This is a genomic window from Microlunatus soli (assembly GCF_900105385.1).
GTDB lineage: Bacteria > Actinomycetota > Actinomycetes > Propionibacteriales > Propionibacteriaceae > Microlunatus > Microlunatus soli.
On sequence record NZ_LT629772.1, the window covers coordinates 5,610,963 to 5,634,692 of the forward strand.

22 protein-coding genes and 1 tRNA gene are annotated in these 23,730 nt (G+C 67.5%); 11 read left to right on the top strand and 12 right to left on the bottom strand.

The annotated features are described in order from the left end of the window. Positions 1–76 precede the first annotated feature (76 nt). The 3 genes from BLU38_RS25725 to cimA all read left to right on the top strand — a co-directional run bounded on the left by BLU38_RS25725 (position 77) and on the right by cimA (position 3,548). Positions 77–1,162 (top strand): branched-chain amino acid aminotransferase, encoded by a 1,086-nt coding sequence (locus tag BLU38_RS25725; RefSeq protein ID WP_091533146.1) that lies wholly within the window; start codon positions 77–79, stop codon positions 1,160–1,162. Positions 1,163–1,194: 32 nt separating this feature from the next. Continuing rightward, positions 1,195–1,668 (top strand): NUDIX domain-containing protein, encoded by a 474-nt coding sequence (locus BLU38_RS25730; protein WP_197679865.1) that lies wholly within the window; start codon positions 1,195–1,197, stop codon positions 1,666–1,668. Positions 1,669–1,937: 269 nt separating this feature from the next. Then, a complete protein-coding gene (cimA, locus tag BLU38_RS25735; RefSeq protein WP_091528930.1) occupies positions 1,938–3,548 on the top strand; it encodes a citramalate synthase in 1,611 nt (536 codons plus the stop codon). A 25-nt stretch (positions 3,549–3,573) separates the two neighbouring features. On the opposite strand, the gene BLU38_RS25740 is transcribed toward cimA, so the two are convergent. From BLU38_RS25740 to BLU38_RS25760, 5 genes are all read right to left on the bottom strand, one after another. Then, positions 3,574–4,908, bottom strand: a complete 1,335-nt coding sequence (locus tag BLU38_RS25740) for an LLM class flavin-dependent oxidoreductase (RefSeq protein WP_091528932.1) — start codon at positions 4,906–4,908, stop codon at positions 3,574–3,576. 72 nt (positions 4,909–4,980) lie between these two features. Continuing rightward, on the bottom strand, positions 4,981–5,733 hold the full coding sequence (locus tag BLU38_RS25745) for an ABC transporter ATP-binding protein (RefSeq protein ID WP_091528935.1): 753 nt from the start codon (positions 5,731–5,733) through the stop codon (positions 4,981–4,983). Beyond that, a complete protein-coding gene (locus tag BLU38_RS25750) occupies positions 5,709–6,353 on the bottom strand; it encodes an ABC transporter permease (RefSeq protein ID WP_231920039.1) in 645 nt (214 codons plus the stop codon). The genes BLU38_RS25745 and BLU38_RS25750 overlap by 25 nt, the downstream gene beginning before the upstream one ends. 243 nt (positions 6,354–6,596) lie before the next feature. Then, positions 6,597–7,667: an ABC transporter substrate-binding protein gene (locus BLU38_RS25755; protein WP_172836223.1), complete on the bottom strand. Its 1,071-nt coding sequence runs from the start codon at positions 7,665–7,667 to the stop codon at positions 6,597–6,599. Positions 7,668–7,672: 5 nt separating this feature from the next. Beyond that, positions 7,673–8,251: a flavin reductase family protein gene (locus BLU38_RS25760; RefSeq protein WP_157683714.1), complete on the bottom strand. Its 579-nt coding sequence runs from the start codon at positions 8,249–8,251 to the stop codon at positions 7,673–7,675. Positions 8,252–8,685: 434 nt separating this feature from the next. On the opposite strand from BLU38_RS25760, the gene BLU38_RS25765 reads away from it, so the two are divergent. Next, complete coding sequence (locus tag BLU38_RS25765) at positions 8,686–10,554, top strand: glycogen debranching N-terminal domain-containing protein (protein ID WP_091533150.1); 1,869 nt, start codon at positions 8,686–8,688, stop codon at positions 10,552–10,554. On the opposite strand, the gene BLU38_RS25770 is transcribed toward BLU38_RS25765, so the two are convergent. Further along, the gene (locus tag BLU38_RS25770) at positions 10,519–11,169 is read right to left on the bottom strand and encodes a GNAT family N-acetyltransferase (protein WP_091528941.1); all 651 of its coding nucleotides are present in this window, start codon (positions 11,167–11,169) and stop codon (positions 10,519–10,521) included. The two genes, BLU38_RS25765 and BLU38_RS25770, sit on opposite strands and share 36 nt — an antisense overlap. A gap of 109 nt (positions 11,170–11,278) precedes the next feature. Further along, positions 11,279–12,571 (bottom strand): thymidine phosphorylase, encoded by a 1,293-nt coding sequence (locus tag BLU38_RS25775; RefSeq protein ID WP_091528944.1) that lies wholly within the window; start codon positions 12,569–12,571, stop codon positions 11,279–11,281. Between the two features lie 103 nt (positions 12,572–12,674). On the opposite strand from BLU38_RS25775, the gene BLU38_RS25780 reads away from it, so the two are divergent. The 5 genes from BLU38_RS25780 to BLU38_RS25800 all read left to right on the top strand — a co-directional run bounded on the left by BLU38_RS25780 (position 12,675) and on the right by BLU38_RS25800 (position 17,445). Further along, positions 12,675–13,532 carry an NmrA family NAD(P)-binding protein gene (locus BLU38_RS25780; RefSeq protein ID WP_197679866.1) on the top strand — a complete coding sequence of 286 codons (858 nt, stop codon included), beginning with the start codon at positions 12,675–12,677 and terminating at the stop codon, positions 13,530–13,532. Positions 13,533–13,646: 114 nt separating this feature from the next. Continuing rightward, positions 13,647–14,447 (top strand): fumarylacetoacetate hydrolase family protein, encoded by an 801-nt coding sequence (locus BLU38_RS25785; RefSeq protein WP_091528946.1) that lies wholly within the window; start codon positions 13,647–13,649, stop codon positions 14,445–14,447. An 18-nt stretch (positions 14,448–14,465) separates the two neighbouring features. Then, positions 14,466–15,560, top strand: coding sequence for a CPBP family intramembrane glutamic endopeptidase (locus BLU38_RS25790; RefSeq protein WP_091528949.1), 1,095 nt, complete (start codon positions 14,466–14,468; stop codon positions 15,558–15,560). A gap of 125 nt (positions 15,561–15,685) precedes the next feature. Further along, the gene (locus BLU38_RS25795; protein ID WP_091528951.1) at positions 15,686–17,269 is read left to right on the top strand and encodes a helicase HerA-like domain-containing protein; all 1,584 of its coding nucleotides are present in this window, start codon (positions 15,686–15,688) and stop codon (positions 17,267–17,269) included. 104 nt (positions 17,270–17,373) lie between these two features. Further along, a tRNA-Gln gene (locus tag BLU38_RS25800) sits at positions 17,374–17,445 on the top strand. 121 nt (positions 17,446–17,566) lie between these two features. Here the strand turns inward: BLU38_RS25800 and BLU38_RS25805 are convergent. Then, on the bottom strand, positions 17,567–18,151 hold the full coding sequence (locus BLU38_RS25805; protein ID WP_091528954.1) for a helix-turn-helix domain-containing protein: 585 nt from the start codon (positions 18,149–18,151) through the stop codon (positions 17,567–17,569). 40 nt (positions 18,152–18,191) lie between these two features. Here BLU38_RS25805 and BLU38_RS25810 point away from each other — a divergent pair, with 40 nt between their 5' ends. After that, positions 18,192–18,701 (top strand): GNAT family N-acetyltransferase, encoded by a 510-nt coding sequence (locus BLU38_RS25810; protein ID WP_091528957.1) that lies wholly within the window; start codon positions 18,192–18,194, stop codon positions 18,699–18,701. Positions 18,702–18,878: 177 nt separating this feature from the next. On the opposite strand, the gene BLU38_RS25815 is transcribed toward BLU38_RS25810, so the two are convergent. The 4 genes from BLU38_RS25815 to BLU38_RS25830 are packed head-to-tail and all read right to left on the bottom strand — an operon-like array spanning position 18,879 to position 22,422. After that, positions 18,879–19,970 (bottom strand): alcohol dehydrogenase catalytic domain-containing protein, encoded by a 1,092-nt coding sequence (locus tag BLU38_RS25815; RefSeq protein ID WP_197679867.1) that lies wholly within the window; start codon positions 19,968–19,970, stop codon positions 18,879–18,881. Between the two features lie 31 nt (positions 19,971–20,001). Next, positions 20,002–20,913 carry a LysR family transcriptional regulator gene (locus BLU38_RS25820; protein WP_091528960.1) on the bottom strand — a complete coding sequence of 304 codons (912 nt, stop codon included), beginning with the start codon at positions 20,911–20,913 and terminating at the stop codon, positions 20,002–20,004. A gap of 29 nt (positions 20,914–20,942) precedes the next feature. After that, on the bottom strand, positions 20,943–21,650 hold the full coding sequence (locus BLU38_RS25825) for a phosphonatase-like hydrolase (RefSeq protein ID WP_091533156.1): 708 nt from the start codon (positions 21,648–21,650) through the stop codon (positions 20,943–20,945). After that, positions 21,643–22,422 carry a GntR family transcriptional regulator gene (locus tag BLU38_RS25830; RefSeq protein ID WP_091528963.1) on the bottom strand — a complete coding sequence of 260 codons (780 nt, stop codon included), beginning with the start codon at positions 22,420–22,422 and terminating at the stop codon, positions 21,643–21,645. The genes BLU38_RS25825 and BLU38_RS25830 overlap by 8 nt, the downstream gene beginning before the upstream one ends. Before the next feature lie 143 nt (positions 22,423–22,565). Here BLU38_RS25830 and BLU38_RS25835 point away from each other — a divergent pair, with 143 nt between their 5' ends. Next, positions 22,566–23,708, top strand: coding sequence for a TIGR03364 family FAD-dependent oxidoreductase (locus tag BLU38_RS25835; RefSeq protein WP_231920040.1), 1,143 nt, complete (start codon positions 22,566–22,568; stop codon positions 23,706–23,708). The last annotated feature ends 22 nt before the right edge of the window (positions 23,709–23,730 follow it).

A 23,730-nucleotide genomic window follows, 5' to 3' on the forward strand; every position in this document is an offset into this window, starting at 1 on the left:
CCCCATCTCAGCCGTCAGTCACCCCACTCACCGACAACCAGTTCTCCAGCAGAAAGGCAGTGCTAGCGTGCCGACCATGAGCAGGCAGTTCGACGTTCGCCCCAACACCCGGCCGAGGAGCGACGCCGACCGGGCCGCCATCCTGGCTGACCCCGGATTCGGGCAGTATTTCAGCGATCACATGGCCACCGCGACCTGGACCAAGGACGCCGGCTGGCACGACCGTGAGGTGGGTCCGTACAGGCCGTTCGAACTCGACCCGGCGGCAGCCGTGCTGCACTACGCGCAGGAGATCTTCGAAGGGCTGAAGGCCTACCGGCACGCCGACAACTCGATCTGGCTGTTCCGGCCGGAGAAGAACGCCGAGCGGATGGCACGATCGGCGCGCCGGCTCGCGCTGCCGGAACTGTCGACCGAGGACTTCCTGGACAGCATCGAGACGCTGGTGCGAACCGATCATGCCTGGGTTCCCAGTGGCGGCGAGGGCAACTTCTACATCCGGCCGTTCATGTTCGCGTCCGAGACGTTCCTGGGAGTCCGACCGTCGCAGACCGTGACCTATTGCTGCATCGCCGGGCCGGCCGGTTCCTATTTCGCCAACGGTGTGCAGCCGGTCGACATCTGGTTGTCCACCAACTACGTCCGATCTGCACCGGGCGGTACCGGTGCAGCGAAGACCGGTGGCAATTACGCGGCCAGCCTGGTCGCGCAGCAGGAGGCCTACGACCACGGTTGTGAGCAGGTGTTGTTCACCGACGGTGCGGAGCGTAAATGGGTCGAGGAACTCGGCGGCATGAACATCTACTTCGTCACGACCGATGGCGAGTTGATCACACCGTCGCTGGAGGGCACGATCCTCGAGGGCGTCACCCGGGACTCGGTGCTGACCCTGGCGGCCGATCGCGGACTGAAACCGGTAGAACGACGGATCAGCATCGATGAGGTCTTCGACGGTATCGGCGACAAGTCGATCACCGAGATCTTCGCCTGCGGCACCGCTGCCGTGATCAATCCGGTCGGGTCGTTGCGGACGGCCGATGCGGTCCACACGGTCGCCGACGGTCACCCGGGCGAGCACACCGAAGGACTGCGCCAGGCGTTGCTGGACATCCAGTACGGCCGTGCCGAGGACAGTCGCGGCTGGCTCCGCAAGGTTTGCTGATCATGGCCGGCCGCTGAACGCCGGGGGAGTCCGTGATCAAGGAGCTGGTCGCCGGCGTCGTGGCCACCACCTGGAAGCGGCTGCACGGCCCTGCCCAATGGCGGATCCTGTGGCTCAAGCACGCCACCTTCATGATCGGCGTCACCGGGGTCGTCCTCGATGATCATGATCGGGTGTTGTTGCTGAAACACCGCTTCTGGAAAGACTGCCCGTGGGGTACGCCGTCCGGCTACATCGAACGCGGCGAGACGATCGAGGCGGGTTTCGCCCGGGAGGTCGCCGAGGAGACCGGTCTCACGGTCGGCCAGGTCGCGATCCACAAGATCAACTCCGGTTTCCGGTTGCGGATGGAGGTCAGTGTGATCGGTCGGCTGATCGGGGCCGCGGAGCCCCAGGTCGATGGTGTCGAAGTGACCGAGGCGAGATTCTTCCGCCGCGACGAGCTGCCGGACGGCTTGCGAGCCAGCCAGCGCGAGGTCATTCTGGCTGCCGGCGCTACCTCGTGAACAAACAGTCGCCCCGCCGGTGCTCGCCGTGCCGTGCTTTCCGCTGAATCGATTCACTGCAGTGCTTGCTGTCCTGCTCGTCGTCTCAGCATCTGACCATGGGGTGGCCTTGAATGCGACAGCGGCGCAGACTGTCGGCATGGCATTCCAGGCCCTCATCATTACTTAGCGCGCTGCGACCTCGTCCAGCGCGCCAAACCTCCTGTCGTCCAACGGGAGGTTTTTTCATGCCCGGTCGTGCCACAGACCCCCATCCCGCGAAGGAAATCATGTCAACACAGCCCTCGGCGCCGTTCGACAAGCCCGCCGAGTTCCATGTCTACGACACGACGCTGCGGGACGGCGCGCAGCAGGAAGGCCTGCGGCTGTCGGTCCAGGACAAGCTGCAGATCGCCGGCTACCTGGACGAGCTGGGAGTGGACTACATCGAGGGCGGCTGGCCGGGCGCCAACCCCAACGACACCGCCTTCTTCGCCGCCGCGACGTCGGGGGAGTTGGTGCTGAAGAACGCCACCCTGACCGCCTTCGGATTCACCCGCCGGGTCGGTGGCAAGGCTGCCGACGATCCGTTGACGGCGGCACTGCGGGACTCCGGTGCCGGCGTCGCCTGCGTGGTGGCCAAGAGCCATGATCAACACGTCCTGCGTGCCCTGCGGACCACGTTGCAGGAGAACCTGGCGATGGTCACCGACACCGTCGCCCACCTGGTGGCGGAGGGCCAACGGGTCTTCCTGGACTGCGAGCACTTCTTCGACGGCTTCCGGGAGAACAAGGCCTACGCCACCGAGGTCGTCCGGGCCGCTACCGAGGCCGGCGCAGAGGTCGCCGTACTGTGCGACACCAACGGCGGAATGCTGCCGCCCTGGGTCGGCGACATCGTCGCCGAGGTCGCCGAGACCACCGGTGCCAAGGTCGGCATCCACGCCCACAACGACTCCGGCTGTGCGGTCGCCAACACGATGGCGGCCGTGGATGCCGGGGCGATGCACGTCCAGGGCACCATCAACGGGTACGGCGAACGCACCGGCAATGCCGACCTGCTTCCGGTGGTGGCCAATCTCGAACTCAAGTACGGCTGGCAGTTGCTGCCGGCCGGATCGCTGGCAGAGGCGACGCGACTATCCCATGCGATCGCCGAAGTGACGAACGTTCCACCGAGCAATCGTCAGCCCTATGTTGGCCTGTCATCCTTCGCCCACAAGGCGGGTTTGCATGCCAGCGCGATCAAGGTCGATCCGAACCTCTACCAACACGTCGATCCGGCGTTGGTCGGCAACGACATGCGGATGCTGGTGTCCGACATGGCGGGCCGGGCCAACATCCAGATCAAGGGCGAGGAACTCGGGTTCGACCTCTCCGACCGGGACCTGGCGGCGAAGATCACCGACAAGGTCAAGGAACGCGAGGCAGCCGGCTACACCTACGAGGGTGCCGATGCCAGCTTCGAGCTGATGCTGCGCGCCGAGCTTGATCAACTGCCGGAGTTCTTCGTTGCCCGGTCCTGGCGGGTCTTCACCCAGTCCATCCACGGCCACGCCGACGATCGCCACGAGGTGGACACCGAGGCGACCATGCGGCTGGAGGCCGGCGGCAGCACGATCCGTGTCGTCGGTGAGGGCAACGGTCCGGTGAACGCTCTTGATCATGCTCTCCGGCAGGCGCTGTTGCCGTCCTACCCTGCGGTGGAACGCTTCGAGCTCAGCGACTACCGGGTCCGGATCCTCGATCAAGGACATGGCACCGACGCCACCATCCGGGTGCTGATCCAGACCACCGACGGGTTGCGCAGCTGGACCACTGTCGGTGTCGGACAGAACGTGATCGAGGCTTCCTGGGAAGCGCTGGCCGAGGCGTACAGCTACGGCCTGCTGCACGCCTGAGTCAGCGGGCCGGCTGACCAAGCGATCACGCGATCGCGGCAACCTCCCCGGACCGTCCGGCCGGTCGTTGCAGCCCGTAGTGATCACGCAACGTGGCGCCGGTGTACTCACGACGGAACAGCCCGCGATCGCGCAGGATCGGGATCACTTGATCGACGAAGCTGACCAGATCACCGGGCAGCGCCGGCGGCATGATGTTGAAACCGTCGGCAGCCCCGGTGCTGAACCAGTCCTCGATGGTGTCGGCCACCTGCTCCGGCGTGCCGTGGAAGGTCCGATGACCTCGACCGCCACCCAGCCTCAAGATCAACTCACGGACGGTCAGACGTTCACTGCGGGCCAGTTCGACGATCAACGTATAGCGGCTCTTGGCACCCTCGATCTCGTCCTCGGCAGGAAGATCGGCCGGCAGCTGTGCGTCCAACGGGAGATGATCGAGCGGCACCCGTAGCGTCCGCGCCAGTTGCGCCCGGCCGTACTCGGGATCGACGTGTTCGTCGAAGAGCCGGCTGCGTTCGGCTGCCTCGGCCTCGGTCGATCCGACGATCGGAACGATGCCGGGCAGGATCTTGATCGTCTCCGGATCCCGTCCCAGCGCGGCGGTCCGGGTCTTCAGGTCGACGTAGAAGGCCCGGGCATCCTCGACGGTCTGCTGGGCTGTGAACACCGCCTCGGCGTAACGCGCCGCGAAGGCCTTGCCGTCCTCCGACGATCCCGCCTGGACCAGGAGCGGATGACCCTGCGGCGGACGGGACACGTTCAACGCGCCCTCGACCGAGAAGAACTCACCGCGATGGCCGATCGGCCGGACCCGCTCCGGGTCGGCCCAGATGCCGGCCTGCTGGTCGGCCAGCACGGCATCGTCGGCCCAGCTGTCCCACAGGGCCACGGCGACGTCGACGAACTCGGCGGCCCGCCGATAGCGGGAGGCATGATCGGCTTGATCATCGAGGTTGAAGTTCCGAGCGGCCTCCGGTCCCGCAGTCGTGACGATGTTCCACCCGGCCCGGCCGTGACTGACATGGTCGAGCGAGGCGAACCGGCGGGCCAGGTTGTACGGCTCGTTGTAGCTGGTCGATGCGGTTGCGATCAGCCCGATCCTGCTGGTGGCCGCGGCCAGGGCGGTCAGCAGCACGGTGGGTTCGAGCACGCTCGACGGGCGCCGCGCAACGCCGCGGGACACCGGTGAGTCGGCCAGGAAGAGCGAGTCGAAGGTGCCTCGTTCGGCCAGCTGGGCCAGCGCGACGAAGTGCTCGACCGCCGTGCTGCCGGTCGGATCGGATTCGGGCAGCCGCCAGGCCGCTTCGTGATGTCCCGCGCTCATCAGGAACGCGTTGAGATGGAGCTGTCGTGAGGTCATGGTGGCCCTTTGCTGGGTTCGGAAGGGTCGGAAGAATGAGGTGCGTGAGGGTGGGCCCGCTCTGATTCAGGCTCAGGCCGCGTGCTCGATCCGGACGCCGAGGTGGCCGAGCAGCTCGGCCCGCAGTCGGCCGAACTCGGGATCGGCATGATCACGATCGGCACCCAGCCGTACGGTGATGTCGGCGGCCAGCCGGCCCTGGTCGAGGACCACGACCCGATCGGCCAGGTCGATCGCTTCGTCGACATCGTGGGTGACCAACAGGACGGCCGGCCGGTGCCGGACGCAGAGCGTCCGCAACAGGTCATGCATCCGGATCCGGGTCAGCGCGTCCAGCGCGCCGAACGGCTCGTCGGCCAACAACAACTCCGGTGCCCGTACCAAGGACCTGGCCAGCGCCACCCGTTGCTGTTCGCCGCCGGACAGTTCGGTCGGCCAGGCTCGTTCGCGACCGGCCAAGCCGACCTCGGCGAGGGCCTCGATGCCCCTGGTCGTGGTGTCCGGGCCGCCCAATCCGAGGATGACGTTGTCCAGCACCCGTGCCCACGGCAGCAGTCGAGCGTCCTGGAAAACCACCGAGACGCTGTCCGGTGTGTCGATCGCTCCTGAGCCGGTGACGTCGTGATCAAGGCCGGCGATGGCGCGGAGCAGGGTGCTCTTGCCCGAGCCGCTGCGGCCGAGGATGGCGACGAACTCGTCGGCGTGGATGGTCAGATCCAGACCGTTCAGCACCTGATGATCACCGAAACTGCGGTTCAGCTGGTGTACCGAGACCGAGGTCCTGGCGGTCGCTTCGGCGGTCAGTCGGCCAGTGTGCGTCGCCATGACAGCACCTTTCGGGAGACGGAGCGGACCACGGTGTCTGACAGCAGCCCGAAGATCGCGTAGATCAGCAGCCCGACGAAGATCACGTCGAGTTGTCCGTAGCCGCGAGCCAAGGTCATCATGTAGCCGATCCCGCTGGTGGCGTTCACCTGTTCGACCACCACCAGCGACATCCAGGACCCGGTGACGGCGAACCGCAGACCGAGCAGGAAGCCCGGCAACGCCCCGGGGAGGATCACCCGGCGGACGAAGTCCGCCCGGCGAAGGCCGAGCGTCTCGGCCAGCTCGACGTAACGACTGTCGATCGACCGCAGCCCGTTGTGGGTGTGCAGATAGATCGGAATCAACACACCGAGACCGATGGTGATGATCTTCATCCATTCGCCGATCCCGAACCAGAGGATCAACAACGGGATCAGGGCCAGCGAAGGGATCGCACGCTTGACTTGGATCGGCCCGTCGATGATCACCTCGCCGATCCTGGTCAGACCGGAGAACAGCGCCAACGCGACACCGGCGACGATGCCCAATGCCAGCCCGACGGCGGCTCGCATCAGCGACACGCTCAGATCGGTCTGCAGGGTGCCGCGCTGGACCAGTTCGATGCCGGTACCGACCACCGACCACCGACCACGGGGTCGGCAGGATCCGGACGTCGATCAGTCCGAGTCCGGACCCGGCGGACCACAGCCCGAGCAATGCGAGCGGGCCGATCACCACCCGTCCGGGAATGGGCCGTCCCGGAGACAGTCGGGATCCGCGCCGTCGGGTGTCGGTGCCCCGATCGTCGGCAGCCGTGCGGTCGCGGGGGTCGGATCTTCGGTCGTCGACGACCGGTTCGACACGATCGAGAACACCGTCGGTCATGATCGAACTCCGTTCTGCAGTGCATCCGCACCGACCGAGGCGAATCGCTTGTCGAACAGCAGATTCGCATCATAGGAGTCGCGACCGGTGAAGTCGGCCAGCAGATCGATCGTCTCCTGGGTGCGGTCGATCGCCGAGGTCCAGTCCGACGGGATGTCGAAGTCGCCGGCGGCCTTGATCAGATACTGGCCGTCGGCTGCCGATAGCCGCTGGTCGTCGACGTAGTAGCCGGCGACCCACTCCTTCGGGTGATCGATGATCCACTGCTGGGCGACGGCCCAATGCCGGACATACTCTGCGATCGCGGCCGCCTTTGCCTTGTCCTGCAGGAGTTCGGCACGGACGTACAGGTGACCGGGATCGTCGCGGAGACCGTGTTTGACGGTCGTGCCACCGTCCTTGCCGTACTGGCCGAGATAGCGCTTGACCGCGGTGCCGCCGATCGGTGCGACGTCGACCTGATGTGAGCCGAGGGCGTTGGGATAGACGTCGTCGGTGCTGGGGATCTCCACCAGGGTGACGTCCTTGCGGTCCAGTCCTGCCTTGGCCAGCACACGGATGATCAAGGCGCCTTGGGCTTGAGTGGGGGAGAAGGCGATCTTCTTGCCGCGGAGGTCGGTCAGCTGTCTGACCTTCACCCCCGGTGCGATGCCGAGCTGATAGACCGGATGACCGACCGGGTCCTTGCGGTACTTCGCGGCGACGAACTTGGTCTCCAGGTTGTTCCAATGGGCGTTGATGCCCGGGATGTCGGCCACCGAGCCGACGTCGAGCGCCTTGGCGCGGAACGCCTCGCTGGTCTCCGGGCCGCCGGAAAGGTTGGCCCACTTCACGGTGAAGGGGAGCTTGTCGATCTGGCCTGACAACTTCAGGGCGACCTGGGTGGCGGGATCGCCGATGGCCAAGGTCGTCCCGTCCGGGACCTCTGATGGCAGCGCCCATGGAGGATCCACGAGGGTTTTCGCACCGGGCGCCGCCGATCCGGCGGTCGCCGCGCAGCCGCTGCCCAGCAGTCCGAGGGCTGCCAGCCCGCCACCGGCAGCCAGGAAGTGTCGCCGACTGCTCATGATCATCACCGGGCCCGCAGGATGCGCGAGGTGGTGTGGAAGTCGCCGTCGTGGAAGACCAGCGGTTCCTCCTCCGCGCCGCCGTGGATCTGGTCGACACTGCTGATGACCAGCCAGTGGTCGCCGGCAGCGATCCGCTGCTGGACGGTGCAGTGCAGCCATCCCGCGGCGGCCTCCAACACCGGCTGGCCGTCGGCGAGCGCACTCCACCGGGTCGGGGCGGCGAACCGGTCGATCCCCGAGGTGGCGAATCGGCGGGCGTCAGCGATCTGCCCCAGACCCAGCAGATTGACGACATGCCGGTCGACCTCGGCCAAGGACGGCCAGACCGAGGACGTCCGAGCGATGTTGAACGCGACCAGCGGGGGATCCAGGGACAGTGAATGGAAGGACGAGACGGTCAGCCCGCGGGGTCGGCCGTCGTGGTTGAGGGTGATCACAGCGACTCCACCGGGATGACGACGAAACGCCGACCGGTAGGAGTCCGCGGTGACTGCCCCGGCAACGACGCCGGGCGCGTCAGTTGCCGGAAGATGATCATGGAGGGCCGACGGCGGGGCGGCGGCCTGGACACTCGAAGTCATGGTGATTCCCATCGAGGTAACGGAATGCGGGTGCACAGAACGGGTGCAGGAGAAGACTCAGGGGTGCTGCGGCGGAAAGGGCGCGCCGGCCGGACCGGTGATCACGATTCGCTGGTGATCAACACCGCCGATGATCCGGATTGCAGTCGCCGAGCAGGGCGGACGTTCATCGGCTCCGGAGGGCGCGCTCAGCGACAGACCGCGCTCTTCACCAGCGCGAAGTCGACGTGCAGCCGGGTGCTCAACACCGGTCGTCCCATTCGCATGACGGCGAGTATTGCAGGCTATTCCTACTGTAAGGATAGGAAATCTCAGGATGCGGAACGCTGACCGAGGCGCCGACCGGTGGCCGATCGGTGCCGGCACCTCATGGAAGACTCTCTCAGTGGCTCGGTCGGCGAGCCATCATCCGACTCCGTGAGGTGATCCGCGCGATGACGCCCGAAGCAACCGAGCTGCAACCGCTGCTGCACGACAGCGAGATCCTGCTGAAGGCACCGAGTCAGCTCTGGACGGCGGCAGGGGGCGACCTCGGCGACAAGCCGATCCACGGCTTCTACCACGGTGACACCAGGTTCGTACGGGCCTGGGAGCTGCGGATCGACGACGCGGTACCCGAGCCGATCGCCACCGCGCCGATCGACGCCTCCCGCGCTCGCTACGTGTCTTTGGCCCGCACCGTCGGCGTCGGAGATGCGCCGGTGCGTGTCGAACGGGAGCGGACCGTCAGCGACGGTGGGATCGACGAGCAGATCACGGTGATCAACCCGACCGCGGAGTCATTGTCGGCCGCCGTCACGGTCCGGATCGTCGGCGACCACACACCGATGCAACTGATCAGAGGCGGCAGGGCGGGCAACTCGATCCCTGAAGCCGACGGTCAGGCTGCCTCGATGATCATCACCGCGGACGGCGCACATCGATCCGAGGACGGGCTCGAGGTGACCCTCACCTGGTCGGTGCAGGTCCCGGCCGACGGCCGGAGCGACCTGCAGTGGTCGCTGCGGGTGCAGGATTCCGCGGCGGTCGTCGCAGGGGCGACCGGTGCGCCGCAATGGGACAGCCTGCAGGCGGTGACGCCCGACAGCCGGCTCCGACGCTGGATCGAAACGGCACTGGATGATCTTGCCGCATTGCGGATGACGACGGTCAGGACGCCGAACGAGCCGTTCCTCGCGGCCGGCGCGCCGTGGTTCTTCACCCTCTTCGGCCGCGACTCGATCTGGGCTGCACGGTTGATCTTGTCCACCGGCACCGAGATCGCTGCTTCCACGCTGAGGGTCCTGGCGAGCCTGCAGGGCACGTCCGACGTCGCCGACACAGCCGAGCAACCGGGCAAGATCATGCACGAGCTACGTCCCGACATCCTGGAGGCGGCCGACGGGCTCGCCCTGCCGCCGCTCTACTACGGAACGGTCGACGCCACCGCACTCTGGGTCATCCTGCTGTCCGAGGCGTGGCAGGCAGGAATGCCGGAGGACCAGGTCCGCGCGCTGTTGCCCAACCTGGAAGCCGCCCTGCAGTGGATCGACGAGTACAGCGACGCCGACGGTGACGGCTTTGCCGAATACATCGACCGGACCGGGCACGGACTGGCCAACCAGGGATGGAAGGATTCCGGCGATTCGATCCGCTGGCACGACGGCCGGCTGGCCGACGGGCCGATCGCGCTGTGCGAGGTGCAGGGGTATGCCTACCAGGCCGCGATCGCCGGAGCGGAGCTGCTGGATCACTTCGGAACCGACGGATCCGGGTGGCGCGACTGGGCGGCGGAGCTCAAACAACGCTTCGCCGACGCCTTCTGGATCGACGATCCGGCCGGCGGCTACCCGGCGATCGCGCTGGATGCCGACAAGCGTCGTGTCGACAGCGTCACCAGCAACATGGGGCACCTGCTGGGTACCGGCATCCTGCAACCGGGGCAGGCAGAGCTGATCGCCCGTCGGCTGGTGTCGACCGAACTCAACTCCGGCTACGGTCTGCGCACCATGAGCACGGCCGACGCCGGCTACTGGCCGCTCAGCTACCACTGTGGCTCGGTGTGGGCCCACGACACCGCGATCGCCATCAACGGTCTGGTGGCAGAGGGGCTGGTTGCCGAGGCGAGGGTGCTCGGTGAAGGACTGTTGCGCGCTGCCGACGGTTTCGGCTACCGGATGCCGGAGTTGCATTCCGGCGACCCGGCATCGCAGATCAGCAGGCCGGTGCCGTCCCCGGCAGCGTGCCGGCCGCAGGCCTGGTCGGCAGCGGCCGCCGTCGCCGTCGCCTCAGCTTTCGGCGTCCAGCTTGAGAAATCTGCGTAGCTCAGCCGCGCCGACGACCTCGACCGGGGCGCCGCGGACCAGGTCCTCGGGGCGCAGCACGAGGTTCTGATGCTCGGCCAGGGCGCCGCGCCGGACCTTGCGGTCGATGCCGTTGGGGCGATAGCCGACCTTGCGGCTGACCCCCAGGGACGCCGGGTTGTCCACGAAGGCGCCGGAGGTGATCTCGGTTGCGCCCAACTCGTCGAAGGCGAACGCGCAGATCGCCTGCCGCATCCGAGTGCCGATCCCGCGCCCGTGGTGCCGACGAGCGAGCCAGGATCCCGTTTCCCCGGTCCGGGTCACCGCGAAGTCGTGCGTGGTGAGCCCCTGCGTGCCGACCAACTCGCCACCGACCCGCACGGCGAAGTCGAGGCTGAAGCGCTCAGGGCCGAACACCGCACGCACCGACCAGTGGTGACGGGCGAAGTTGGCCGGCAGTTCGGCCGGTGGTACATCGGTCCACGGGAACGCGAACGGCATCAGGTCGGGATCGTGGATGCCGCCGAGGGCGAGCTCGACCAACGCAGGCAGATCGTCGTCGCGGATCAGCCGCAGCTCCAGATCGCCACTGCTGATCCGCAACAGGTACGGCGGCCACACCTCGTTCAGGTCCATGCGCCAAGCCTGCCGAAAGATCAACGCCATCGCGACTCGATATCGCCGACCCAGCAGCTCCCTGAGCTTGTCGAAGGGCCCTGACGTAGGTAGCGGTTCTTCGACAGGCTCAGGACCTTGCCGTGATCCGGTCGATGATCAACTTCTCGGTGGTCGGCGCCGGGTCGGTGATCGCCCAGCTGCCGGACAGCGCGTCGACCGCCCGCGGGATCAGCTCGGCATCGTCGGTCTGCAAGGTCAGCAACGGGCTGCCGGCGGTGACCCGGTCGCCGGGCTTGGCATGCAGCCGGACGCCGGCGGCGGCCTGTACCGGATCCTCCTTGCGGGCTCGGCCTGCGCCCAGCCGCCACGCCGCGATCCCGATCGGCAGCGCATCCAATCTGCTCAGATAGCCGTCCCGATCGGCGGTGATCCGATGCGTCTCGCGCGGCTGCGGCAGGGGCGCATCCGGGTCGCCGCCCTGGGCGATGATCATCTTCCGCCAGACATCCATCGCCCGTCCCGACGCCAGCGCGTCGGCCGGGTCGATGTCGGAGATCCCTGCTGCGGCGAGCATTTCGCGGGCCAGCGCAAGGGTCAGCTCGACAACGTCGGCCGGTCCGCCGCCGGCCAGCACCTCGACCGACTCCTCGACCTCGATGCCGTTCCCGGCGGTCAGGCCGAGTGGGCTGTCCATCCGGGTCAGCAACGCCACGGTCCGGACCCCGGCGGCGGTCCCGAGCCCGACCATTGCCTCGGCCAGTTCTCGGGCCCGAGCCTGATCGGCCATGAAGGCACCGTTGCCGGTCTTGACGTCCAGCACCAGAGCCGAGGTGCCCTCGGCGATCTTCTTGCTCATGATCGACGACGCGATCAACGGGATCGATTCGACGGTGCCGGTGACGTCCCGCAACGCGTACAGCTTGCGATCGGCCGGCGCCAGACCGGAGCCGGCAGCACAGATCACCGCTCCGATCTCCTCCAGTTGATCGAGCATCTCGGCGTTGGTCAGCGCGGCGCGCCAGCCGGGAATCGCCTCCAGCTTGTCCAGCGTGCCGCCGGTGTGTCCGAGCCCGCGGCCGGACAGTTGCGGGACCGCCGCACCACAGGCGGCCACCAGCGGAGCCAGCGGCAGCGTGATCTTGTCGCCGACACCGCCGGTCGAGTGCTTGTCGACGGTCGGCCGGCTGAGGCGTGCGAAGTCCATCCGCTCGCCGGAGTTGATCATCGCCTCGGTCCAGGCCGACAGCTCCACGCCGGCCAGGCCACGGAAGAAGATCGCCATGTTCATCGCGGACATCTGTTCCTCGGCCACCACGCCACGGGTGTAGGCGTCCAGCAGCCAGCTGATCTGCTCGGTGGTCAGCGTGCCGCCGTCTCGTTTGTCCTTGATCAACTGTTGCGCGTCGAAGGGCTCGGCCATGAGCCGAGTATGCCGCACCGATCGGCCCGATCCATGCTCGCCTTGACCTCAACCGCGGTTCAAGGACGACGCTGGACCCTCAGTCTGGATCCGTGGAGAGGACATGATGAGATTTCTGGTCACCGGCGCGACCGGCCGGGTCGGCGGGCGGGCGGCACGCCGCCTGATCGACGAGGGGCATCAGGTGGCGGCCGTGGTCCGTCGCGCGGACGCGGAACTGCCGGCGGGGGCCCGGCCCGTGGTCGCCGACCTCGACGACCCGGACACTCTGATGGTCCTCCCAGAAGTGGACGGCACCTTCCTGGTGTTCCCCAGTGTGCAGGCCGACGCCTCCGCCGCCGCGGTCGTCGGCGCGCTGGCCGAACGCAGTCCGCAGATCGCCTATCTGTCCGCTGCCGGGGCTCAGGATGCGGACCCCGAGGGGTGGGGCATCATGGCCTCGCATGCCCGGCTGGAGAAGTTGATCACCGAGTCGGGCGTCCGATCCACGTTGTTGCGAGCCAGTGGGTTCGCGGCGAACACCCTGGGTTGGGCGCCGCAGATCCGGGCCGACGGCACGGTGCGCTGGCCCTACGGCAGTGCCCGACGGGCGCTGATCCACGAAGATGATCTTGCCGCTGTCGGCGTCCGGGAGTTGATCGATCACGGTGACGGATCGGCCGAGGGTGTCGTCCACCATCTCACCGGGCCGCAGCAACTCAGCCAACGGGAGTATGCCGCCGTCATCGGCGAGGTGATCGGCCGTCCGGTGACCTACCACGAGCTGTCGGTCGCAGAGGCGATGGCCGAGTTGTTCGGCGGACTACCTGCCGACTTCGCACGGTCCATCCTGACCGGGCAGGCCGCCTGGGTCGACCATCCCGAGCCGGTCACGTCGACCGTCGGCACGCTGCTCGGCCGACCGGCGCGGACCTTCGCCGAATGGGTCGCCGACCATCGTGCCGACTTCGGGACGCGGTGATCCCTGCTTTCGAGATGCCTGGGTCCGATTGGAGATGCCGGGTCTGCTCAGGAGATGGCTGGGGGAGGGAGGGGAACTCGTTGCCGTCGGAACCGACGCATTAGGCTCGGCGGCATGCGCATTGCCCGATTCTCAGCAGGCTCCGACCCGCAGTACGGCATCGTCGAGCTGGCCGTCGATGGCGGCGAACACGCCGACACCGTCTCCGCGGTGACCGGTGATCCGCTGGCCACCAAGGTCCAGCTGACCGGTCAGCGGTTCGACCTGTCCGACGTCCGGCTGCTGGCCCCGGTGATCCCGCGCAGCAAGGTCGTCGCGGTCGGTCGAAACTATGCCGAACACGCCGCCGAGCTCGGCAACGAGGTGCCCGAGACGCCGATGACCTTCCTGAAGCCGAACACCTCGGTGATCGGGCCGGACGAGGCGATCGTCTATCCGACCTACACCAACCAGCTGAGCTATGAGGGTGAGCTGGCGATCGTGATCGGCCGGATCTGCAAGGAGGTGCCGGCCGAACGCGTACCGGAGGTGATCTTCGGCTACACGATCGCCAACGATGTCACCGCCCGCGATCTGCAGGGCCCGGACAAGCAGTGGGCCCGGGCCAAGGGATCGGACACGTTCTGCCCGCTGGGGCCATGGATCGTCACCCACCTGGGTATCGACGAGGCCGAGAACCTGATGATCACCACCACCGTCGACGACGAGGTCCGCCAGCACGGTCCGACCCGGGACATGCTGAACAAGATCGTCGATCTGGTCGTCTATATCACCAGCTACACCACGCTGCTGCCGGGCGATGTGATCCTGACCGGCACCCCGGCCGGCGTCGGACCGATGAACCCCGGTCAGCAGGTCAGCATCGAGATCGACGGGATCGGCAAGCTGAGCAATCCTGTGGTCGCGGCGCAGTAACAGCAGACGAGCCTCCCGGTGAGCACCAAACGTCGCCGCAGCCGCGGCAATCCCGCCAAGCCGCTGAAACAGTCCGGTCCCGGCCGGCCGTCGTCCACCAGCCCCGGCTCGACATCACGGTCGACATCACGGTCGACGTCACGGCCGGCGCGTCCGCCGGCGACCGGCGGAGCGATCTCCGGGTTCGGCTTCGGCAGCCTCGGTGGCGTCGAGATCCCGCCGCCGAGCGGTGTCCTCTACCCGCAGTTGCTGCGGCGTGAAGGCGAGCCGCGGCGGCTGGCGATCGGACGGGCACTGATCGGCATCGCGGTGGCGCTGTCGCTGTACTTCCTGCTGGTCTCGGTGGTCAGTCAGGGGGTGGTGATGCTGTCCTGGACGATCACCTCCCCGACCCTGTCCTACGCCGACTATTCGAAGGCCGCCCTGGCGTTCCGGCTGCCGGCCGGGATGCTCGGCACCAATCTGGGGATTGCCTGCCTGATCCCGATCACCTTTGCCGCGATGATGGTGGTGCACCAGGTACGCCCCCGATGGCTCGGGTCGATCCGGCCGCGGATCCGTTGGTCCTATCTCTTCGTCAGCCTCGGCATCGCGGCGGTGTCGCTGGCCGCGGTCTTCGCGCTGTCCACGCTGGCCGGGCCGGCGGCCCAGCTCAAGCCACAGCCGAACTTCTGGGTCTTCATGATCATCATCCTGCTCACCTCGCCGCTGCAGGCGGCGGGTGAGGAGTATCTGTTCCGCGGCTACCTGTTGCAGGCGTTCGGCAGCATGGTGAAGAATCCGTGGTTCGGTGTGCTGGTGTCGTCGGTGGTGTTCGCGGCGTTTCACGGCCTGCAGAATCCGCCGCTGTTCCTGGACCGGCTCGCGTTCGGCATCCTGGCCGCCATCCTGGTGATGAAGACCGGTGGCCTGGAGGCCGGCATCGGCGCGCACGTGATCAACAACGTCTACGCCTTCGGACTGGCGGGCCTGACCAGTTCGATCGCACAATCCCGCGCACTGACGTCGATCGGCTGGCTGGATGCGCTGTTCGACGTCGGCGGGTTCGCGCTGTTCGCGGTGCTGGCCTATCTGGCTGCCCGGTTGCTGAAACTGCGGAACCGTACGGTTTGATCTTTGCGATCGCACCCAACCCGTTCTGCGATCGGCATTTCTCGGCGATCGATATTCGTCGATGATCGGCATTTCTTTCCCCGACCCACTGTTCGGTTCGGGCGCCGATGTGCCAATCTCATCCCATGACCGATAACACCGAGGCGATCAAGCAGGGCTACTCCTTCGACTCCGCAGCGATCGAGCTGGGCGTCCTGGTTCAGGAGAAGAAGCCCGTTCCCGAGGCCAAGATCAGGATCCCGCTCGGGATGCTGAACCGGCACGGACTGGTCTGTGGCGCCACCGGCACCGGCAAGACCAAGACCCTGCAGCTGATGGCCGAGCAGATCGCGGCCGGTGGCGTACCGGTGTTCGCCGCCGACATCAAGGGTGACCTGTCGGGCATCTCGACGCCCGGTGCCACCTCGGAGAAGCTGACCGCACGGACCGAGGCACTCGGTCAGGACTGGCAGCCGACCGGCTTCACGACCGAGTTCTACGCGCTCGGCGGCAAGGGCAAGGGGGTGCCGGTGCGGGCGACCGTCTCGTCCTTCGGCCCGGTCCTGCTGTCCAAGGTGCTCGGGTTGAACGAAACTCAGGAATCCTCCCTCGGGCTGGTCTTCCACTACGCCGACAAGGCGGGTCTGGCGTTGCTCGACCTGTCCGACCTGCGCGCGGTGCTGCAATATCTGACCAGCGACGAGGGCAAGGGTGAGCTGAAGGAGCTCGGCGGGCTGTCCAGTGCGACCGCGGGGGTGATCCTGCGCAGCCTGATCGCGTTCGCCGATCAAGGGGCCGAGGAGTTCTTCGGGGAGCCCGAATTCGACAGCGCCGACCTGTTGCGCGTCGATGACGCCGGGCACGGCATCATCTCGCTGCTGGAGTTGCCCGACCTGGCCAGCAAGCCCGCACTGTTCTCCACCTTCCTGATGTGGCTGCTGGCCGACCTGTTCACCGATCTGCCCGAGGTCGGCGACATCGACAAGCCGAAGCTGGTGTTCTTCTTCGACGAGGCGCATCTGCTCTTCAACGACGCGTCGAAGGCGTTCCTGGAGTCGATCGCCCAGACCGTCCGGCTGATCCGTTCCAAAGGCGTCGGTGTCTTCTTCGTGACCCAAACGCCGAAGGACGTGCCGGACGAGGTGCTCGCGCAGCTCGGATCCCGGGTCCAGCACCAGCTCCGCGCGCACACCCCGAACGACGCCAAGGCGCTGAAACAGACCGTGGCGACCTTCCCCAAGTCCGACTACGACCTCGGCGAGCTGCTCACCACCCTCGGCATCGGCGAGTCCGTGATCACCGTGATGGACCCCGACGGTGCGCCGACGCCGGTCGCCTGGACCCGGATGCTGGCGCCGCAGTCGCTGATGGGACCGGCCCCGGCAGACCAGCTGGAGGCCGCGGTCAAGGCATCGGCGTTGCAGAGCAAGTACGGCGAGGCGATCGACCGGGAGTCGGCCCGCGAGCTGCTGGCCAAGAAGCTGGACGACGGTGCCGCGACCCACGAGCGGGAACAGGCCGGTGCGGACGGCGGCGAGCAGGGGGAGGGACGGACCCGGCAGGATCGCGAGCCCCGCTCGGAGTCCAGGAGCTCGCAGTCGCGCGGCCGGGCCCGCGAAGAGAAGAACGTGGTCGAACAGGTGGTCGGATCGACGCTGTTCCGGCAGGTCGCTCGCAGCGCCGGGCGGGAGATCGTCCGGGGCCTGTTCGGCGTAGCGCGTCGGCGCTGACCCCGCAGCGTCCGGTTCCCGGTCCCGGGACCGGGCGCGCCGGTTTGGGGTAGCGAGACCGATTACAGTAGAGTTCTTGCTCGTTGCCCACCGGCAACAACCCATGGGGTATGGGGTAATTGGCAGCCCGACTGATTCTGGTTCAGTTAGTTCAGGTTCGAGTCCTGGTACCCCAGCTTTCGAGCTGGATCGAGTATCTGCCGCGGCATCATCGGTGTCGCGGCAGGTTGCGTTTTCGCCCAGTTTGCCCGGTTGGCAGTTGCCCGGTCGTCCGGTGAAGCGGAGACGGGCGTGGCTTCATTCCGCCGGTCGCCAGCGCAGCCCGGCTGCTCGGGGGCGCATCACCAGGGCGGCCACGTAGTAGCTGCAGACGCGCTTGCTGCGATTGGCGTAGCCCAGGTCCTGGTCGCCGGCCAGGTAGATCGAATCACCGGCGGCCAGTTCGACCTCGCGGTCGCCGATCTGCAGGGTCAGCAGGCCGGACTCGACGTAGATGAACTCATGGGATCCGGGGGCGTACGCCGGATAGCCGGTCGGTTCGCAGCCGGCCGGCAGTGTCGATCGGATCCATTCGAAGTTGACGCCGGGCACGACCGGAGTGAGCACCGTACGCTGCCAGCCGCCGGGCTCGGTGATGGCGTCCTGTTGGTCGGCTCGGCGGATGATGATCCGATCGTCGGGATCCTCCAGCAGTCGTCCCATCGTCGTCCCCAGGCCGGTCGCGATCCGATCCAGCACGACCACGGTCGGGGCCTTGTCACCACGCTCGACCGCCGACAGCATGCTCACGCTCACCGCGGACAGCTCCGCCAACTGCTGCAGGGTCAACGATCGTTCGTTGCGCAGACGCTGTACTGACTGGCCGAGCCGGTGAAGATCCATGTATTCTATAGTAGTGATCGATTCCACTATCGTAAACGGGATGGGGGCGGTGCTCATCCGCCCCGCAGCGACGGACGATCTCGAGCGGATCGCCGCGATCTACGCGCCCTACGTCACCGACACCGTGATCACGTTCGAGATCGAGGTGCCGTCGGCGCAGGAATGGCGACAGCGCTTCGCCGCGATCACCGAATCAGGGCTGCCGTTCCTGGTTGCGACGCTGGACGATCAGGTGGTCGGCTTTGCCTACGCGGGCCCCTATCGGAGTCGCCCGGCCTATCGGCAGACCGCCGAGGACTCGATCTACCTGGCGCCGGAGTCACGGGGTCTCGGTATCGGCGGCAGGCTGCTGGACGAATTGATCGTCCGGACCCGTGCCGTCGGTATCCGCGAACTCGTCGCGGTGATCGCCGACGCCGACAATCCGGCCTCGCCGGCGCTCCATGCCCGCAGGGGGTTCGTCGAGGTCGGACGGTTGACCGGCGTCGGCCACAAGCACGACCGCTGGGTCGACACCCTGCTGATGCAGCTCTCCCTAGGAGTGCGCTGAACAATTGGCTCGTCGCGAGCACCGCGATGTGCGTGCACGGGCACGTCGCGGGAGCGAAGGCCCGGGCCGGTCGAGCGAGCGCGGCGCCGCCCGTGTGCGTGCAGCGTGGCGCGCAGCAGAGCGAATTGTTCAGCGCACTCCTAGGCTGACGACGCCGACCGCTACGGGCTTCTGCCCTCACCCGGCTTCAGGCCGGACCAGGACGCGGGCGAACGCGCCGGACCGCATCTCCTCGAAGGCGTCGTCGATGTCGGACAGTGGATGCGCCGGCGACATCAGACCTGCCACGCCGGCGTCGGCGCCATGACTCTGCAGCCAGTCGACAGCGGTGAGGAAGTCGGCTGTCCGGTAGTTGTGCACACCGGTCAGCCGGATCGAGCGGGTGACCAGATCGGCCGGGTCCAGTCGCAGGCTCGTCGCTCCGGGACTGACCGATCCGGCCGCCACCAGGTGGCCGCCGACGGCGGTCGCGGCAAGTGCGTCGACGAAGGCCGCCGGATTGCCCGATGCCTCGATCACCACCGGGAAGAGATCGTGCTCACCGGTGTCGGGTCGGGCACCACTCGGTCCGAGCAGCGCCAGCCGACCCGGGTTGGGGTCCCGCACCACCGGACGACAGCCGGCAGTAGCCAGCATCGCCGCGCAGAAGAAGCCCACCGCGCCGGCCCCGAACACCAGCACGGGCTCGCCCGACCGCGCACCCGCCGCACCGACGACGGCTGCCGCGGTCGCGGTCGCGCAGCCCGCAGACACCAGGATCTCGTCGTCGGCGCCGGCGTCGGGCAGGGCGACGACGGGTACTCCCGGCAGCAGTCGTACCCGGTCGGCGAGCATCCCGGTCGCGTACGGCGGACGTCGGACCGAGTCGTGCCCGTACTTCTGCAGCCGACGGCATTTCATCGTCAAGCCGGCACGGCACCGGTCGCAGGCACCGCAGAAGGCGATCATCGACAACACGACCCGGTCCCCGACCTTCAGCGGCATCCCGCGGGCATCGGTGCTGCCCGGGTCGAGGTCGGTGACCACGCCGACGCCCTCGTGGCCGAGGGCGGCCAACTCGGGGGCGCTACGGTGTCCGGCGACGGTGTGCAGATCGGAGCCGCAGATCGCCGCAGAGCTGATCGCGACGTCGATCTCGCCGGCGGTGCGATGCGGTAGCTCCACGTCCTGCAGCTGGACCCGACCATGATCGAAAACTGCGACCCGGGCGGTCTGTCGTCCCGGCGACGCAGGCACGATGCTGCCGGACCCGGTGGTGGGGAAGTGCACGCGAGGAATCGTCTCCTTGCTCGGTGAGAGGTCAGCTGTCGAACGGGCCACGGCGTCGGCGCTCGTCGGCCCAGGCCCGCAGATGGGTGAGCAGTGCACTGGTCGCCGCGCTCTGGAAACGCGAGGAGGCGTGCACCAGCACGTAGTCGTGATGCAGTTCGAGATCGGCCCAGCGGTGGACCGCGATGGTGGCTGCCCGCTGCCAGGCGTCGACCGAGCTCTCCGGAACCAGCGAGATCCCGACTCCGGCCGCGACCGCCTCGTTGACTGCCGCCGTACCGGTGAGCTGCGCGGCGACCGTCGGTTCATGATCACCGAGCAGTCGACGCAGCACGGTCAGGGTGAGGGATCCTTCCTCCCGCAACACCAGCGGCAGTTCGGCGAACACCTCCGGTGTCACCGGGTCGGGCAGTTCCCAGCCCACCGGCGCCACCAGCACCAGACCGTCGGCGACGAACGGTTCGGCGGTCAGTCGTCGGGTCTTCGGTGGCTGCTCGGTGGTGATCGCCAGTTCGGCCTCGTCGTTGTCCAACATCTCCCAGACCCGGTCGGTGTTGGCCACCTGGGCCAGCACCGTGATGTCGGGACGCTGCTGTTGGAAGTCGGCGATCACACCAGGGAGCAGATGGTTGCCGAAGCTGGAGGTGGCGGCGATCCGGATGCTGCCGCGCCGCAGCCCGCGGAAGTCCCCGACGATCCGTTCGGCATCCTGCAACTCCTCGACGATCACATTCACCTTGGCATACAACGCGGCGCCGGCTTCGGTGAGGTCGATCTTGCCCTTGGACCGGGAGAAGAGCGCGACCCGGTAGTGCTGCTCCAGGCTGCGGATCTGATTCGAGACGTGCGGCTGGGAGGTGAAGAGTTCCTTTGCAGCCAAGGAAAACGACTGATTACGGACGACTGCCCGGAAGGTCTGCAGTTGCTGCAGCGACACCGTCATCTGGTGATCATCTCCTCGATCGGCGAGCCTCAGAGCAAGATCGGCAGGTCGGCGACCCCGGCCAACAGATGGGTGTGCGGATGTCGGCCCAGCGCGGTCGCGTCGTGGGCTCCGGTCAGCACCCCGACCACCAGGCCGGCGCCGGCATTGGTGCCCGCACCGAGGTCGTTCGGGGTGTCGCCGACCGCGCAGACCCGATCGACATCGGTGACACCGGCCAGCTCCATGGCGTGGAAGATCAGGTACGGCGCCGGCCGGCTGGCGGCCACCTCGTCACTGGTGACCAAGCCGTCCAGCTGCTCGCCGACCGACCAGCCCATCGTCTTCAGGATCGACTCGGCGATGTCCCGGGAGTAGCCGGTCTGCAGCACGACGGCGACGCCGGAAGCACGCAGCCGCGCGACAGCGCCCTCGACGCCGGGCAGCGGAGTCGGCGGCGTTTCGGCGTAGCGCCGCAGCAGCCGACCATGGAAGTCCCCGTACACGGTCTCGACAAGATCATCGGGAGCCGATCCGCCGCATTCGCGGAGCAACCCGGCGGTCGCCTCCTTCTTGCTGGTCCCGGTCCAGCGGGCGAACACCTGATCCGGGATCGGGCGGCCGAGATGATCTTCGACGGCCCCGCGCAGTGACGCGTACACCGCGCCGTGCTCCTGCACCGTGGTGCCCGCCATGTCCAGCGCTGCCAGGTCGAACCGTCGGCTGTCGTTCCCCCGACTGTCGTCGTGGTCAGTCATGATCATGATCTCCTGGGAGTTCGAGTCGGCGGAATTCCAGCTGACGGACCGGGTGCGGTCCGTGACTGGCGGCATTGCTGATGGTGAAGGTGGCCCGGTCGGGGCGATAACGGTCGTCGGCGTACTCGACGGGAGAGCCGTCGGATCCGGTCACCGTGCGGCGTTCCCGCAGCAACGGGGTGCCGACCGGGACGTCCAGCAGTTCGGCGTCCAGCGGATCGGCTCCGATCGCATCGATCGTGTGGTCGGCCTGACCAAGATCAACACCGTGACCGATCAGGTACTGATAGATCGAGCCGGCGTCGGTGTCGGTGTCGAACAGCAGTCGCCCGACCCGATCGACGAAGGTGCTGCGCTCCAGCATCGTCGGCTGACCGTCCAGCAACCGGAGCCGTACGACGTCGACCGCGCGGTCGTCGTCGGGGAGGTCGAGAGCAAGGGCGGCTGGCGTCGACGGAGCTCGCCGGGCGATCTCGATCGTCCGCTGCCCGGGTTTGCGGCCCGACAACTGGGCCCAGGCGGTGAAGGACAGGAAGGTCTCGAACGGCTGCCCGAGCGGTCGGGCACGGACCGTCGGCGGTCGGCCCTGGCTGCCGGAGATCAACCCCTCGGTGCGCAGTGCTGACAGCGCCTGCCGCACCGTGCCGCGGGAGGCCCCGAACTCCTCGACCAGATCCGCCTCGGTCGGGATCGGCGAGCCGATGGCCAGTTTGCCGTCGCTGATCCGGCGTCGCAGGACGTCCGCGACGCGAGCATGGAGGGGGACCGTCACGGCCGATGACTATACAAGTTGATCACCGATTCACGGTCACATCAGATTGTGATGAGCTCATTGGTGAACAGACGGTGACGCTGTATGAACAACGGCGCCGATGGGTTGCTGATCGGTCAACCGGCCCGGCAGCCTGGTGCCCCGTGACCACCGAACTGCCCCCAGCCCTGTCGGCCGACGGCCCGGTCGACCTGCTCGTCGTCGGCGCCGGAGTGATCGGACTTGCCCATGCCGTCGAGGCCCACCTGCGGGGTCTGTCGGTGCTGGTGATCGATCGTGATGATCGCGCGGTCGGCGCCTCGGTACGCAACTTCGGCCACATCTGCATCACCCCGCAGGACGGCCGGGCGCTCGACCTCGCCATCGGTGGCCGTACCCGATGGCTCGAGCTGGCGGCCAAGGCGTCGGTGCCGGTCCTGGAATGCGGAACGCTGGTGCTGGCCCGCAGCGCGGCCGAGCTCGGTGTGCTGGAGGAGTTCGCCGAGCGCCGCGGCAGCGATCAGGTCCGGCTGCTCGGCAGGGCGGACGTCGGCAGACGACTGGCCGGCCATGATCCGGCCGTCATCGGCGGTGCGGAGTTACCTCTCGACCTGCGGACCGATCCCCGCCGCGCTGTGGCCGCCATCGCCGGCTGGCTGGTCGACCAGGGTGTCGAGATCCGCCGACGCACCACGGCGACGTCGTTCGAACAGGGGGTGGTCCGGACGACGCGCGGCCCGATTGCGGCCCGCAAGGTCGTCGTCGCGGTCGGCCACGATGTTGATCATCTGCTACCCGACATCGCCGACGAGGTCGGCCTGCGTCGTTGTGCCCTGCAGATGTTGCGGGTGGCGGCTCCCGATGATCTTCGCGTCGTGCCCGCGGTCCTGACCGGACTGTCGATGTTGCGCTATCCCGGTCTGGCCGCGACGTCGGCCGCACCGACGGTCCGGGAATCCTTTGGCCGGCAGGCGCCGGAGCTGCTCGACGCCGTGATGAATCTGATGTTCACCCAGCTCGACAACGGTGATCTGATCATCGGCGACACCCACCGATACGCCCTCACCCACGAACCGTTCGACGACGAAGACGTTGCGGACCTGGTGCTGCGGGAGACCGCCCGGCTGTTGGGAGTCGGTGGGCTGACCGTCCGACAGCGCTGGCGCGGGATCTACGCCGACTCCGATCAGACCGACTTCCTGATCAAGGAACTGGGCGCCGACACCCGCGTGGTCTCGGTCACTTCCGGAATCGGCATGACCACCTCGCACGGGCTGGCTTCCGCAGTCCTCGACGACCTGCTCTGAACGAATCCACCGAAAGGCCCTC